The sequence below is a fragment of the Commensalibacter nepenthis genome (assembly GCF_029953305.1).
GTDB lineage: Bacteria > Pseudomonadota > Alphaproteobacteria > Acetobacterales > Acetobacteraceae > Commensalibacter > Commensalibacter nepenthis.
This window is the reverse complement of record NZ_JASBAN010000001.1, coordinates 1,412,477-1,427,842: the sequence shown is the minus strand read 5'-3', so window position 1 is coordinate 1,427,842 and position 15,366 is coordinate 1,412,477. Positions and strand designations below refer to the sequence as shown.

At 38.5% G+C, this 15,366-nt stretch carries 16 protein-coding genes; 8 read left to right on the top strand and 8 right to left on the bottom strand.

Translation table 11 applies throughout. The features are described 5' to 3' along the window. Window positions 1-4: 4 nt before the first annotated feature. Entirely contained in the window at window positions 5-709 is a 705-nt protein-coding gene (pyrF, locus tag QJV33_RS06590; protein ID WP_281462578.1) for an orotidine-5'-phosphate decarboxylase, read from the bottom strand. A gap of 7 nt (window positions 710-716) precedes the next feature. Further along, the gene (locus tag QJV33_RS06585) at window positions 717-1,103 is read right to left on the bottom strand and encodes a lipopolysaccharide assembly protein LapA domain-containing protein (RefSeq protein ID WP_281462577.1); all 387 of its coding nucleotides are present in this window, start codon (window positions 1,101-1,103) and stop codon (window positions 717-719) included. A gap of 370 nt (window positions 1,104-1,473) precedes the next feature. Here QJV33_RS06585 and QJV33_RS06580 point away from each other — a divergent pair, with 370 nt between their 5' ends. The 5 genes from QJV33_RS06580 to QJV33_RS06560 all read left to right on the top strand — a co-directional run bounded on the left by QJV33_RS06580 (window position 1,474) and on the right by QJV33_RS06560 (window position 5,549). Further along, window positions 1,474-1,953 (top strand): protein-export chaperone SecB, encoded by a 480-nt coding sequence (locus tag QJV33_RS06580; protein WP_281462576.1) that lies wholly within the window; start codon window positions 1,474-1,476, stop codon window positions 1,951-1,953. 54 nt (window positions 1,954-2,007) lie between these two features. Further along, window positions 2,008-2,592 carry an NUDIX domain-containing protein gene (locus tag QJV33_RS06575; protein WP_281462575.1) on the top strand — a complete coding sequence of 195 codons (585 nt, stop codon included), beginning with the start codon at window positions 2,008-2,010 and terminating at the stop codon, window positions 2,590-2,592. Between the two features lie 47 nt (window positions 2,593-2,639). Beyond that, window positions 2,640-3,950, top strand: coding sequence for a dicarboxylate/amino acid:cation symporter (locus QJV33_RS06570; RefSeq protein WP_281462574.1), 1,311 nt, complete (start codon window positions 2,640-2,642; stop codon window positions 3,948-3,950). 44 nt (window positions 3,951-3,994) lie between these two features. Continuing rightward, window positions 3,995-4,867: a bifunctional methylenetetrahydrofolate dehydrogenase/methenyltetrahydrofolate cyclohydrolase FolD gene (gene folD / locus QJV33_RS06565; RefSeq protein WP_281462573.1), complete on the top strand. Its 873-nt coding sequence runs from the start codon at window positions 3,995-3,997 to the stop codon at window positions 4,865-4,867. A gap of 151 nt (window positions 4,868-5,018) precedes the next feature. Beyond that, entirely contained in the window at window positions 5,019-5,549 is a 531-nt protein-coding gene (locus tag QJV33_RS06560) for a splicing factor 3b subunit 2 (RefSeq protein ID WP_281462572.1), read from the top strand. Between the two features lie 25 nt (window positions 5,550-5,574). Here the strand turns inward: QJV33_RS06560 and QJV33_RS06555 are convergent, their stop codons facing one another. Further along, window positions 5,575-6,078 carry a lytic transglycosylase domain-containing protein gene (locus QJV33_RS06555; RefSeq protein WP_281462571.1) on the bottom strand — a complete coding sequence of 168 codons (504 nt, stop codon included), beginning with the start codon at window positions 6,076-6,078 and terminating at the stop codon, window positions 5,575-5,577. Window positions 6,079-6,195: 117 nt separating this feature from the next. On the opposite strand from QJV33_RS06555, the gene QJV33_RS06550 reads away from it, so the two are divergent. After that, window positions 6,196-6,939: a methylenetetrahydrofolate reductase gene (locus QJV33_RS06550; RefSeq protein ID WP_281462570.1), complete on the top strand. Its 744-nt coding sequence runs from the start codon at window positions 6,196-6,198 to the stop codon at window positions 6,937-6,939. Here the strand turns inward: QJV33_RS06550 and QJV33_RS06545 are convergent. Continuing rightward, window positions 6,934-8,325: a M20/M25/M40 family metallo-hydrolase gene (locus QJV33_RS06545; protein WP_408869670.1), complete on the bottom strand. Its 1,392-nt coding sequence runs from the start codon at window positions 8,323-8,325 to the stop codon at window positions 6,934-6,936. The genes QJV33_RS06550 and QJV33_RS06545 overlap by 6 nt on opposite strands. A 114-nt stretch (window positions 8,326-8,439) precedes the next feature. Here QJV33_RS06545 and QJV33_RS06540 point away from each other — a divergent pair, with 114 nt between their 5' ends. Further along, the gene (locus QJV33_RS06540) at window positions 8,440-9,678 is read left to right on the top strand and encodes an MFS transporter (RefSeq protein ID WP_281462568.1); all 1,239 of its coding nucleotides are present in this window, start codon (window positions 8,440-8,442) and stop codon (window positions 9,676-9,678) included. A 4-nt stretch (window positions 9,679-9,682) separates the two neighbouring features. Then, on the top strand, window positions 9,683-10,240 hold the full coding sequence (locus QJV33_RS06535) for an LOG family protein (protein ID WP_281462567.1): 558 nt from the start codon (window positions 9,683-9,685) through the stop codon (window positions 10,238-10,240). A 65-nt stretch (window positions 10,241-10,305) separates the two neighbouring features. Here the strand turns inward: QJV33_RS06535 and QJV33_RS06530 are convergent, their stop codons facing one another. The 4 genes from QJV33_RS06530 to hpnD form a co-directional block, all read right to left on the bottom strand. Then, window positions 10,306-10,971 (bottom strand): phosphorylase family protein, encoded by a 666-nt coding sequence (locus tag QJV33_RS06530; RefSeq protein WP_281462566.1) that lies wholly within the window; start codon window positions 10,969-10,971, stop codon window positions 10,306-10,308. After that, window positions 10,972-12,936 carry a squalene--hopene cyclase gene (gene shc, locus QJV33_RS06525; protein WP_281462565.1) on the bottom strand — a complete coding sequence of 655 codons (1,965 nt, stop codon included), beginning with the start codon at window positions 12,934-12,936 and terminating at the stop codon, window positions 10,972-10,974. It lies immediately after the preceding gene. Between the two features lie 81 nt (window positions 12,937-13,017). Further along, window positions 13,018-14,322 carry a hydroxysqualene dehydroxylase HpnE gene (hpnE, locus tag QJV33_RS06520; protein ID WP_281462564.1) on the bottom strand — a complete coding sequence of 435 codons (1,305 nt, stop codon included), beginning with the start codon at window positions 14,320-14,322 and terminating at the stop codon, window positions 13,018-13,020. 10 nt (window positions 14,323-14,332) lie between these two features. Further along, window positions 14,333-15,229: a presqualene diphosphate synthase HpnD gene (hpnD, locus tag QJV33_RS06515; RefSeq protein WP_281462563.1), complete on the bottom strand. Its 897-nt coding sequence runs from the start codon at window positions 15,227-15,229 to the stop codon at window positions 14,333-14,335. Window positions 15,230-15,366 lie beyond the last annotated feature (137 nt).

Below are 15,366 nucleotides of genomic sequence, written 5' to 3'. Positions count from 1 at the left end.
TCGATCACCCTTGTAATTCACGAAGTATTTGCGTTGCCATTACTTCTGGATTTGCTGCTCTTGTAATTGGACGACCCACAACAATCCAACTGGCACCTGCTTCACGTGCTTGTGCTGGTGTCATGACGCGCTGTTGGTCATCAGCAACAGCATCTGCCATTCGAATACCAGGAACCACTAAAATGACCTCATCACCTAAATATTCCCGTAAATATGCCACCTCTTGTGGGGAGCAAACCAATCCATCTGCCCCAGCAGCCAAAGCCATTTTACCAAGTAACAATACTTGCTCCAACGGCGTTACAAAAATGCCAATAGCCCCCAAATTCTCTTGATTCATACTGGTTAATACCGTAACAGCCAATAAGATCGGTTTATTTTCGTTCAGGAAATGTTCGTCAACTGATCTGCGCGCAGCACGGATCATATCTTGTCCACCCAGTGCATGAATCGTTAACATTGCAGGTTTTACAGGTGCTAAACTCGCAATCGCAGAAGCAACAGTGTTCGGAATATCATGCAGTTTTAAATCTAGAAAAATCTTCCTACCCTGAGCCAAACGGCATACTTCATCAAAGCCACAAGCATAAGTATATTCCATGCCTATCTTTATCATTTGCCCAGTCGCATCAGCAATTTTTGCCCATTCCTCTGCTTGAGAAGGGTCTTTGGTATCTAATGCAAGAATCAATCCTGTATTTTTCTTCATTTTTATACTATTTGGTTAAGGTCAATGTTTCTGCATCAGCTTCTGCGGACTGTCCAATGACTGTTACAGGTTCTGAAGGTGTTTGGATAGCAGCATGCCCAGCAACAGGTTGTGTCAAATTATTAATATATTGCTCACGCAATTCGTTTAGTTTTTTTTCTAGTTCTTGAATTTGTTTATTGGCTGTTCTGACTTTACGCCATTGCTTGACTAGCGAAACAAACATAACCAAAACACCAATGATAAAGGACGCCAACCCCAATAGTAAAGCAAACGCTCCAACAGAAACTTGCCAACTTAATAAAGGAAAATACATTTGCACGGGCTCTTCGTTAAATATTAAAAAAACACCCAAAACAGCTAAAAATGGCACAATGATTATTAAACGCAACACTTAAAAATATCTCCTTAAATTATTTAATTGAGGCATCATTTTTGAATTACTATATAATATATTTCAAAATATAGATAAGCAATTTTACATAAGCAAAATTTAAAACTATTCAATATTAGTCTTGTCAGTATGTACCTATAGCATCATACTTTCATCATATGAGTCATCTAATAATGATTTCAAATTAATTTTAGTATCGATCTATAATACTTTAAATAACGCGACATCGACACCACATCAAAGACAAATATTTTATTTCCCTGCCCTCTACTATAAATAAAATAAATTCTAATTTTGTCTTCTGCGTAATTCTTGTTATATAATCTGCACAAGAATAATTCATATACTTAAATGATAAAGAATAAACATCATGTCTGAGAACAACCCAACGCTTGAAGCAACTAAATTATCTGACCTTCAGCTGCATACTCAATATATCAAAGAAATAAGCCTGAAAATCCCAGCAGCCCCTTATATTTTCGAAAATATTCCCGCCTCCCCCAACTTAACAGTAACGGTTGATGTCAATGCACAACAATTGGTTGAAGAACAACCCAATTTTGATGTAACTGTTTTTATTTCTTGTGTCAGTACAGTAACCACCGACGATAATCGTAATGATTCTATTTTTAGTCTATATCTTCAATATGCAGGTATGGTTAGCTTTCCAACACTTGAAACGTCCAACTTAGAAGATTTGCTGATGATACATACCCCTGATTTACTATTTCCAGAAATCAGAAACACAGTGCTAAATATTACCAGATCAGCGAACTTACCCCCCGTAACTTTGCAACGTATTGATTTTGCAACTATGTGGAAAGAGAAGAAACAGGCAGATACAAAATAAATAATTTAAACGCATCATTTAATTTCTTTTCATACCAACAGGATAATATTTATTATGACTTCAAAAAAAATTATTGGCCAACCTGATGCTGGCGGGATTACACCTGTGTCTTCACGCATTGCCTATGAAAATCGTTGGTTAAAAATACGCGAAGATATTATCAAATATCCAAATGATTTAGATGGAATGTTCGGTGTTGTTGAACGGAATGAGTTTGCTGTTATTTTACCTTTGAGTATTGAAAATAACGAAAAAACAGTAACCCTTATTCGTCAATATCGTTATCCTGTTGGTGAATTTATGTGGGAATTACCGATGGGTATGTGGGAGCTAAAACCCGATGCCACCCCCGAAATGATTGCTGTTGGAGAATTAGAGGAAGAAACAGGACTACGAGCAAAAAATATGATACACGCAGGTAGCTTTTATCAAGGTGCTGGATATTCCACACAAAAAGGGCATGTTTTTTTAGCAACAGATTTAACACAACACACAACAAATCGTGAAGCAACTGAACAAAATATGACTTGCCATTCTGTACCACTTGTTCAATTTGAAAGTATGATTGAAACAGGTGAAGTCACTTGTATGGTCACCATTGCTGCATTCTGTTTATTACGCAGTAAAAAATTAGTTTAAATTGTTTTATTTTTTTTAATCATTGGTCATTAACAGGGAAATACAGTATGGCATCAGAACAAATTGGGCACACACCTTCAACCTCATCCAATTCGCTTTTAAGGCAAGTAACAATTATCGGAATTGCGATGATATCTGGACTTGTTTTAGGTCTGATTTGTCATGCTTATGGTAAAAACATACATATTACAAAAACAACCGACTTAATGACCTTTATCATGGGAACATCAGACTTAATCGTTCATATTTTTTTACGATTAATTAAAATGATTGTTGCCCCTCTTGTGCTTACGACTTTGATTGCAGGGATCAGTAATGTACAAGATACCAGCACAATTAAAACAATTGGTATCAAAGTTATCCTTTGGTTTATCGTTGCCTCTTTCGTCTCGCTAGCCGTGGGAATGATATATGCCAATATCGTTCAACCAGGTGTTGGCTTTACGAATAATCCTCCGCCCATCTCTGCCGACCATTCCAGCTATCGCTTTGATATCGTCAAATTTATCCTTCATATTGTACCAGACAGCATCGTTGATGCTATGGCAAAAAATGATATGATCCAACTGGTTGTTTTTGCTGTATTTTTTGGACTTGGTTTGGCAAGTTTACCTGGAAAATCAGCACAAATTCTACGTGATGGCATTGATGCGATGGGGCATGTAATGTTAAAAGTCACCGATATGGTGATGAAAATTGTTCCATTGGTTGTTTTTGCCTCTTTGCTTTCAATTGCCACCCAAAATGGTATACAAATCATTGGAAATTATGGGATATATTTGCTTGAATTTTATATACTTGTTCTGATTATGTGGGTCATCTTGATCGGTGCAGGATATTGCATGATGGGTAAAAAAGTATTTAAGCTACTACCTTTTATTTCTGAACCAGTTTTAGTTGGCTTTTCAACCGCTAGCAGTGAATCGGCTTTTCCTCGTCTATTGGAAAAATTAACTGATTTTGGTGTATCCCCAAAAGTATCTGCTTTTGTTTTGCCTTTAGGATATAGCTTTAACCTTTGTGGTACGATGGTTTTCCTTTCTTTTGCGGCCATCTTTATTGCCCAAGTCTATCACGTCAACATGCCTTGGGATAAACAAATGATGATGTTACTGGTTATGATGATTAGCAGCAAAGGCATTGCTGGAGTTCCAAGAGCTTCAACAGTTATGCTGGCTGCGGTTATGCCAGGATTTGATATCCCTGCTGCAGGGCTATTACTGATTGTAGGGATCGATCAATTCCTTGATATGGCAAGAACAGCCACCAGCGTGCTGGGAAATGGTATTGTTGCTGCGATTGCTGATGAATGGGCTCACAAAGAACAACTTAAAAAAAGCACAACAACAACTATATAATCCTTGGTATAATTTTTAATAATAATGAATAAAGATTAATTGTCGTGAATACATCTATAGAAACACAACTGATTGATGGGAAAGCCTTTGCTGCAAAAATGACTCAAGAAGTCAAGGCTGAAGTGACAGAATTACAAAGAACCACAGGAATTACGCCAGGTCTAGCTGTTATTTTGGTTGGCAATGATCCTGCCAGCGAAGTGTATGTGCGTAATAAAACCAAACAAACGCATAAAGTCGGCATGCGATCCTTTATGCATTTATTACCCGAGACAACCACACAGCAAGAATTACTAAACCTGATACACAGGTTGAATAATGATCCAGATATTCATGGTATTCTTGTTCAACTGCCATTACCCAAACATCTGGATTCGGATCCAATTATTCAAGCAATTTTACCTGAAAAAGATGTTGATGGGCTGACTGCGTATAATACTGGAAAATTAACCCTTGGACATACAGATGGCTTTATTCCATGTACACCTTTGGGATGTTTATTATTATTGCAACAAGAGCTTTCTAACTTACGCGGATTAAATGCTTTGGTTATTGGGGCCTCCAATCTGATGGGCAAACCAATGGCACAATTACTTTTAAACCAAGGATGTACGGTTACAATTGCGCATATCGATACAAAAAATACCGCAGAATTAGCACGACAAGCAGACATCTTAATTGTCGCCACAGGATGCAAAGAGTTGGTCAAAGGGTCTTGGATAAAAAAAGGTGCTGTCATTATCGATGTCGGAATAAATCGAATCACAACAGCAGATCATAAAGTAAAATTGGTCGGTGATGTTGCTTTTCATGAAACATTAGGGATTGCAAGCAAAATTACTCCAGTTCCAGGCGGAGTGGGTCCAGTAACAATATCTTGCCTATTATTCAATACCTTAAGCGCAGCAAAAAAATAGAGAACAATAGGAAATTATAAATTTTTCATAAAAAAAATCATAAATCTTGTAAAACATTCTTTTAAACATTACCTATATGTCTGAATTATCAATAAACTGGTGCTATACTTTCTTCATAATTCACAAAATATTATAATGGATTAAAAATAAAATGTCTGAAATTGAAACCCTATCTCTTTTATTTGACTCTGCTTGGTATCTCGCGACATATCAAGATGTCGCGATGGCAAATTGCGACCCACTAGAGCATTACCTTTCGTTCGGGTATCGAGAAGGACGTAACCCTAATCGTTTTTTTAACACTGACTTTTACTTGGTCTCTTATCCTGATCTAGCACAATCTTCAATTAATCCTTTTATTCACTATATTTTATATGGTGCTTCAGAAGGCAGATTACCCCGTGCACCAGGTTTTCCCCCTTTACCTCCTATTAATTTTGATATTTTTCTGCAAGAAGACCTTATTGAGACCGAAGATTCTGATGTATTAGAAACTGTATCAGACATTCCAAAAGAACCTGTTGAAGTTCAAACAGACGCAGAACAAGAAGAACCAAAAGAAGATATCGTTGTTGACTCTCCAGCAAAAGCGAAGACGGTAACAAAAAGAACTCCAAAAACAGCAACAAAAGCCAAAATAACACACTCTACATCAAAAAGAAAACGTTCAACCACAGCTTAAAATGAACGGTTGCTTTGAATAGGTATCATGATCGTTGATATTTTTTACGATGATGATACCTATTCGGTTTTGACCTAGCTTTTAATAAGCGTCTTTGGTAAGGTGACAAATGCTTTCCCAAAGAAATATCCGAAACATTGGTTTTGTAAGACGCATTAACAATTTTTAACTGATATTGATTATTCAAAGAAGGTGTGTGTGAGTGATAATTACCAATTGCTTGCATCAAATCTCCGTTTGTTTCTTTTAAATACAGCTTCATAATGGCACCAGCCACAGCAATATTATAGCAACTATCCTCTTTTAATCTTTTATAAACGATCTCTCCAGCTTCACCTGTGGTACGTCGTAATGGCTCTATCCACCGTGTATTGATTTGCATCACCCCCAAATCTTGTGTTCCGTTTTTATTGTTTGAAACAGCACCAGGCGCACCACCTTCAACACGCTGTATTGATGGCAGCACATTGGGTGGCAAATGGTGAAAAGATGAGACCATCATCATACATTGAAGATACGGAGCAACCATAAGATAACCTACTATAGTTAATTTTTATCGTTATAAAATTGAACATAAACTATGTGACGATGACTTGCAGTCATTACCAAACCTTTATACTATATCTCAAACAATAAAGGATAAAAAATGACACGCATCTCAATTGAACTTATCCCGCGGGATAAAGACAGCTTGACGCTCGATATGAGCCATATCAAAGAATATTTTCCTATCACAAACACCATTAATATTCCTGACCTTATGCGTTTCCCTTTACGAAGTTGGGAAGCATTTGATATCACTTATCCTTTATATCCCAACACAATCCCTCATATTAGGGCGATCGATATTGATCCTAATGCCCCTTTACCAGGATATAATCAGACAAACCTCAAGGAAATACTGGTTATCCAAGGCGATCCACCAGCAGACCTTCATAAAGTCACTTATCCCAATACCACAGAAACAATTTTACGTCGCTATCAAAAAGAGCTGCCGCACCTTACGTTATATGCAGCATTTGACCCTTATCGACGCTCTCCTAAGGAAGAGTTAGAACATATCCAATCCAAAGAAGCTGCGGGAGCCTCAGGATTTTTCACCCAGCCAATATTTGATGAAAAAATGCTAGAACTTTGCATGGATTGGTTACATGATAAAAATGTTTTTTGGGGATTATCCCCTGTTGTTGGTCCAAAATCCAAATCATATTGGGAAGTCACCAATCATGTTATTTTCCCTCATCATTTTGAACCAACATTAGAAGCCAATATCGCGTTTGCCAAACGTGCTTTGCAATTAATTAAACAAACCAATAGCAATACATATTTAATGCCGTTACGGGTTAAACTTGAAAAATATTTACCTCCTTTAATGGAAGTATTCTCATAATTTTACTGATTGTAACGCATATAAAATACGTACCCAAGACCGTATCCCCTTGTGAAAAGAACGTAAATTGTATTTTTCATTGGGGGAATGAATGCAATCATCGGCATTTGCAAAACCGACCAGAAATGATTCTATACCGAATTCTCTTTGTAAATCATTGACGACGGGAATAGCACCCCCACTGCCAACAATCGCTGTTTCACAATTCCACTCATCTTGCAAAGCCTGACAAACCTTTTCCAAAACAGCCCCTTCTAACGACACCATTCCTGCCCTAGAAGCTCCATGAGACTTAAACTCAACTCGGCAATCTTGAGGAATCAGAGTAGATACAAACTCACGGAAATTCTTTCTAATCTTCAAAGGGTCTTGCTGACCCACTAATCTAAAAGAGATTTTTGCTGACGCTTTTGCGGGAATGACTGTTTTAAAACCTGCCTCTTGATAACCACCACTAATCCCATTAATTTCACACGAGGGTCTGCACCACGTTTGTTCTATAGCATTAAACGCATTTTCACCCGCAGCTTGTTTCAATCCAATAGGAGATAAAAGCGTTTCATCCGTTTTACCAATTTCTTGCCATTTTTCTCTTATTTCCACAGGAATTTCAGGAACGCCTTCATAGAATTCTGGAATGCTTACTCGACCTTGATCGTCTCTTAACGCAATGATAATTTCAGATAAAACTTGAATAGGATTCCTTGCCGCATTTCCATAAATACCAGAATGTAAATCTCTATTGGCAGCATATATCGTTACTTCTTCCCCCACCAATCCTCGCACCATTGCTGTAATTGCAGGTACATCTGGTGTTGCCATATCTGTATCGCAAATAAACGCCATATCAGGGGTTAAATGGTGTTTTTGTTCGGCTAAAAATGCCGGTAAATGTTCACCGCCGCTTTCTTCTTCACCTTCCAATATGACTGTAATACGAACGGGCAATTCACCAGTTTCCGTGTAAATTGCACGACATGCCTCTAAAAATGTTAGAATTTGTCCTTTATCATCAGAAGACCCACGACCATGAATCACATCATGACCCAAAGCATCTTTAAGAATGCACGGTTCAAAAGGGGGATTTTCCCACAACTCAATCGGATCAACGGGCTGAACATCATAATGACCATAAAATAAAATATGTGGAGCATTTGTTGCCGAAAGCTCTTGTGCCAAGACTATTGGATGCCCTTCTGTTTCACAAATGCGTGTGACAAAGTTAAAAGACTCTAGATATTCTTTCAACCAATTGGCTGCATTACGACACTCATTCGCGCAACCGGGGTGGGCTGAAATACTAGGAATTTTCAATAACGCGAATAATTTTTCTAGTGATTGAGGTAGCGTTCGATCAACTGATCCTAAAATTGTGTGCAAAAATATTTCCTTTCTTTCTCCATATAACCATTTTATGATTACAATCATTTTCCAAAAAATTAAAAAATCTATCTTTATCATAGACGGGATTTTTTAAACAAAGCACTGTACTCTCATATAATGCCTATCAATAACCTTAAACCCAGTCCAATTACATTAAAAATCCTTGCTGTTGTTATTTTCAACCTGATTTGTTACATTAACGTAGGAATGTTCTTTACGGCAATATCCGTATTTGTGCATCAATCTCTTAAATATAACTCTGTTATTGCAGGAATGGCTGTTTCTGTTGCTTATATTGGTACATTTCTAACACGACCAAGCGCAGGCAGGTGGATTGATACCAAAGGCGCAAAAAATTCTGTAATTATTGGATTAACAATCAGCGCAATTGGGGGTGTATTTACACTTATTTCTACCTTATTTACCAGCCTGCCAATCGTCACATTGCTTATTATTATCCTTGGTCGTTTATGTATAGGGGCTTCTGAAAGCTGGGCTTCTACGGGAACTAATCTTTGGAATATTAGCCGTGCTGGTATTGAAAATGCAACCCAAGTTATTTCTTGGAATGGGGTTACCTCTTACGGGGGAATGGCTATTGGCGCACCATTAGGGATTTTTCTTTTAAATCTTCCTGGTCATTTTGGTGGATTAACAACGATTGCTGTCGTTACAATCGTTCTTGCTGGCATAGGAGCTGCACTTGCAACGACTTATCCCAATATTGCTCCAACCCCATCAACAAACCCACCGCTTCCTTTTACCACAGTCTTTATGCGTGTCCTACCAACGGGTTCTAGTCTTGGTCTGGCAACCGTGGGGTTTGGAAGCATACAAGCTTTTATGGCGTTGTATTTTGTATTTAATGGGTGGAGTGGCTCTGGTTATGTGATTAGTCTTTTTGGAATATGCTTTGTTTTGATTCGCTTTATCTTTAAAAACTCTATTCATAAATATGGTGGATATATTGTCTCCATTGTTTCTCTGAGCATCGAAACCATAGGATTATGTTTCATCGCATTTAATCATTCGATTATTGGCACCTATATTGGTGCTGCGCTGACTGGCTGTGGCTTTTCATTAATTTTCCCTGCACTAGGTGTTATTGCGATTGCCACTGTTGGTGCAGAAAATCGAGGGTCGGCTTTGGCTGGCTTTGGTCTATTCCTTGATATTGCTTTATTTATCGCTGGACCTTTATTAGGGTTTATTTTATTTCATTGGGGCTATTACTGGTTATTCCTGAGCGCTGCTATCTTTACCTGTGCTGGGGCAATATTAACCTATATTTTGCACTATCAATCAAAATATCGTAATGTTATGGCTTCTGATGAAAACAATATTATAAAAAGTTAAATTAATGTCTACATATACACATTCTGTCACTGTTTTTTGTGGCTCTCATCTAGGAAATAATCCTGCTTATGAACAAGCAGGAAAAGATCTAGGGGTGGGATTAATTCAAAATAATTATCGCCTTATCTTTGGAGGGGGAAATGTCGGTATTATGGGGGCGGTTTCCAATAGTGTCATTGACTTAAACGGTGCCGTAAAAGGAATTATCCCTAAATTTTTACAAAAAAAAGAAGGCGAACATTCCCGCGTTAAAGACCTCATTATCACCCAAGATATGCACAGTAGAAAAGAAATTCTATATAACGAAGCAGATGCCTTTTTATGCTTGCCAGGTGGCATAGGAACTTTTGATGAATTTTTTGAAATACTAACGTGGAAACAACTACATCTGCACAACAAACCCATTATCATCATTAATATTGAAAACTGGGCAGAGCCCGTCTGTCACCAACTCAGAGCCATTGTCGATCAAGGATTTGCCGATGCTGGCATCCTGAGTTTATTCGAAGTCATTAAAGATGTACCAACCACTTTGGAACGATTAAACGAATTATTGTCCTAAAAAATATTCACAATCTATAAACATATTTCATCGTAGATTGTGAATATTTCCTAAAATAATATACATTAAATATTTTCAAACATATTTTTATGATGAACAAAACTATTTAACTGTGAATAGGCAATGCCAGCATCCACTCCTAGTTTAATTAACCCCGCAATTTGCCCTGGATTTAATAATAAACTCTTCATCATTTGAAGCCTATTCAAATTACCATCATGTGACAAAGCCATACAAGCAAGAGGGGGCAAATCCCTTGCCGCAGAGTCACAAACGACTCTTAAAACAGCAAAAGGGATTTGATGATCTGCACAATATTGCGCAACGATACCACTTTCCATGTCAAGGGCTACGCACCCAGTCCTTTGAAAAAGTTCCTGCTTTTCAACCGATGCAGTAATGATTTCATCGCTATGTAACAAAGCACCGACTTTAATCCGAGACTTTTCAGCACCAAGTTTCACACGTAACATAGGATCGGAGACATAGTCCTTACCATTTACATGGATAACATTCGGCAGCAAAATAGTACCGGCCTTGATTAATGGATCTAACCCTGCGGCAAAACCAAAAGAAACAATCGAAGTTACATTTGCTACTACCAAGCGATTTAAAGCTAATTTTGCACCTTCTTTTGTTGCTCCACTTGCTTCAATAGCCGCAGGATACAAATGGCGAGCCAATTTCGCCTCTGATTGCATCCCAACCAAAACACCGATACGTTGTTGCATTTAAAATCCTACCTCTACTTTACCTGTGTTGCTAGATTGCAGGTTCCGATAACGTGACAACGCAAATAGTGGGAAAAACTGACGATATCCATGATAACGCAAATAAAAAACTCTTGGAAAGCCAACAGCATTATAAGGATCTTCATTCCATTGACCATCAACTTCTTGATTTTCCATTAACCACTGAATACCTTTTTGCACGGCTGGATGATGATGTTGCTTTGCAGCCATTAATCCCAACAATGCCCACGCCGTTTGAGAAGGCAAACTGGTATGATACTGACCTGGTGTTGCACCCTCGTAGGATTCTTCACTCTCGCCCCAACCACCATCAGGACGTTGAACACAAAGCAACCAATCAACTGCTTTTTTAACCGCAGGATCATCTTCCGAAATACCCACTGCATTAAACGCACATAATGCAGACCATGTTCCATAAATATAATTGGTTCCCCAACGTCCAAACCATGCACCAAATTTTTCTTGCTCATCGCGCAAATATTGAATACCACGATCAATAACAGGTTTATCTTCTGGATGCCCTAATTGTGCAAGAAAAGAAATACATCGCGCCGCCACATCAACTGTTGGTGGATCAAGCAAAGCCCCATGATCGGAAAACGGAATATGATTTAAGAGCATTTTATTATTATCAATATCAAAAGCTCCCCAACCTCCATTAGAACTTTGCATTCCAATAATCCATTGGCGCGCGCGTTCAATAGATTCTTGATGTTCAGGGTTGCCTTGTCGATGAAGCAACATCCCCACCACAGCAGTATCATCAACATCAGGGTAATAGTCATTACGATATTGGAACGCCCAACCACCAGGAGCCACATCAGGACAATTAATTGCCCAATCCCCTTTAACGTCCAGAATTTGACGTTCTTTTAACCAATCTGTTGCTTGTGCAAGCCTTTTAATCGTTTCTTCACGATCCGCAGCACGAATGCCAGAGGCTGTCTCAAACAGTGCATGCCCTGTTAATGCTGTATCCCAAATAGGAGATACACAAGGTTGGCAATAAGCCTCTTCACCTTTAACAATCATCAATTTTTTTACTGATTCCCAAGCAACTGCTGCTCTAGGATCGTCATCGCGCATCCCCATACAACGAAACGCCATCACTGTATTCGCCATTGCTGGATAAATTGCACCCAATCCATCCTCGCCATTTAAGCGTTTTTCAATAAATTCTACTGTTTTCTTTTGTGCATGTTTGCGTAAAAAACGAGGAAATAATTTCTCAGCCGGACGAATAATTTTATCAAGATATTTAAATAAATATCCCCACTGAGAGCGAAATGGTCCTTTGATCCAATCTTTGATTTGTTCAGGCGGTGTTACGAATAATTCTTGAACGTGAATATTATGACGGTTAACCGCTATGCCCTTTAAAGAAACTAATAAAACCAGCGGTGCAATAACAGTTCTGGACCAATAAGACATGTTCCAAACTGAGAATAACACCCATTTTGGCATTAACATTAATTCAACAGGCATTGCTGGGGTCGCATGCCAAGGCACTTCACCAAATAGAGCAAGTTGTGTACGTGTAAACACATTAGATACTTCGGCACCACCATGTGCTAAAATCGCTGTTCTTGCACGCTTCATATGAGGGGCATCAATATCATCCCCAATGGCTTTTAACGCGAAATATGCCTTAACAGAGGCCGAAATATTAAAATTCCCACCATAATAAAGAGGCCATCCCCCATGATCGCCTTGAATACGGCGTAAATATACCCCTATTTTTTCTTCTAACTTTGTATCAATACGATCAAGAAAATGTTCCAACAATACATATTCAGCAGGGATCGTTGCATCGGCTTCTAACTCAAAAACCCAATGTCCATCTTTATTCTGACGATTTGCCAATATATTTTGTGCTTGTAAAATAGCATGATCTAATGCTTCGTCCTTTATCGTGTTTTCCAAAGAGTCAACATGGTCAAGCATAATCAAATATTTCCTTTTTATTTATACAACACAAAGTATTTTGGGATAAATCCTTATCCTCTTTGATAATAATATCGTTCCTTAAAGAGGCTGAGAAGAAAAAATCACTTCCGCAGCACCAAATCCAGAACGAATAGCCCCCTCAATCGTTGCTGGCAACCCTGTTGCCACCCAATCTCCAGCCAAGAATAAATTCTGATATGGCGTATAACAGGATGGACGACGATGATTTTGCTCTACTGTCGCAACAAAACTAGCACGTTTTTCCCATAAAAGGCGATAATGAGGAATTTCTTGGGGTAAAGGAGTTTCCAACACAGGAGAGAGAACATCCTTAACCTCTTGCCAGATTAAAGATGCTAAATTTTCAGACTGACACCCCATAAAACGATTGGCTGCACTTACTGTAATAGAAATCACGCCTGGTTTTACAAAAATCCATTCGCTAATACCGCCAATAACACCCGCAAATTTCGCTTTGCCTATACTCCCTTTAACGCGCAAATTCAGATCAACCGCATAATGCAGGTTTAATATACTTTCAAACTGATTAGGAACTTTTACCTTTGGACAAACAGTCCCCAAGATTTGTTCCGCAACATGCGCACTTAGCGCCAAAATAACCGTATCTTCAGGTCTAACCTCTATTTTATCATTATTCATAATCAAATAATCAATTTTACCCTCTTCGACATGCAGCTCCGAAAGACGAGATTTTGTATGGATTTTACCGCCTTGTAAATTAATCAAAGATACTGCGGGTTGCACAAATGTTTCAGAAAGCCCCACTTTAGGAAAATATGGAATGCAAGCCTTGCCACCTTTCATCAACGATTGTCGCATAACAGAACCCAGTAACAAAGCACTGCCTATATCACAAGACGTATTTAACGCTGAAACCGCAAAAGGTTTTAACAATCGACGTGCGAACTGTCCATTAACCAAACAATCCGCAACGGTTTGCTGTGTATCAGCTTTTAATAGCTTCCATAAAGCCAATAATTCTGGAAATTTAAAATCAGGAACACGGTGACTGGCAAAAAATAACCACCACGGAAAACGCCCTTTTGATAATAACAAATCCCAGCGTTTGCCAATTTCCAAATCAACAAAGGGAAATAACGGATATCCTGATCCAATCAAACTGTTGGTTGCATCAATCATACGCAAATATTTAAAAACAGCATCATTTCCTGACAAGATCAAATGATTACCATTATCGATCGTTCGATCCAAATGCGCATCGTAAAAAGAACGTGCTCGCCCTCCCAAGGATGGGCTGCTTTCATACAGAATGACTTGCGCATCAGATCTTTGAGATAAAGAAACAGCAGCAGATAGACCCGCTAACCCACCACCAATAATATGAATATGTTTTTTTGCCATCCTAAAATATCTATCTCTTCGATCCAATAAAGCCCATCAGCAACCCGATGCCAGTTACCGTAATTTTTTCAAGCATTGATAAAGAAGCTCTTTGGAAAGGCTGCTTCCACCCTAACTTTCTTTGCTTACACAACACATACCCATAGGTAATCGCCATAATCGTTGCAGGACGCAACGATTTTTGACTGCATTGTGCTGTAAATCGACGTGCCAATTTAAAATGATCCGAAGCTCTATATGCCAAAATATTACAAACTTGATCTATATTGGGATGATGAATACATCCTTTGGGATCTAATGGCAGGCGAAAACGCTCCAATAGTTCTTTGGGTAAATATAGACGCCCACGTCCAGCATCTTCTTCAATATCACGTAAAATATTTGTTAATTGCAACGCCCTACCCAAATGATACGCAACTTCTTGGGCTGAATTCGAGCTATCGCCAAAAATACAAACGGCTAAGCGACCTACAGCAGAGGCAACACGATCACAATAAAGATCCAATGTCTTTTCATCTGGTGCAACAATTGGATGTTCAACATCCATTTCCATACCATCAATAATATCAATAAAGTCTTGTTGCTTAAGGCTAAACCGTTGGATGGTTGCGAGTAATACTCTTTCAACCGCATCTTCTGCATGCCCATCATACAGGCGAGGCATTTTATCGCGCCATTCTTGTAATAAACGATGCTTTGTTGCAATATCGCCTTCTTCATCTGCAATGTCGTCAACGATACGGCAAAAACTGTAAAGTGCATACATCCCATAACGACGCTCTGGTGATAAAACCTGCATACCCGCAGCAAAAGAGGTCTTTGATTTGCAAACAATATTTTCTACATAAGTCAAATCAAGTTCGCTGCACCCCATTGTTTGTGCAGCTTCAGCTAACGGCTTACGCATAATGTCTGATCGAACCTTTCTTTTGCATGACAAATATTAACAGATGTCACAAATACCAAGTTACAATTAAATATACAACCTTCAACTATATATCTTTTTTTTCTAATTAGATACAGATGAGTGCGATCAGACATATC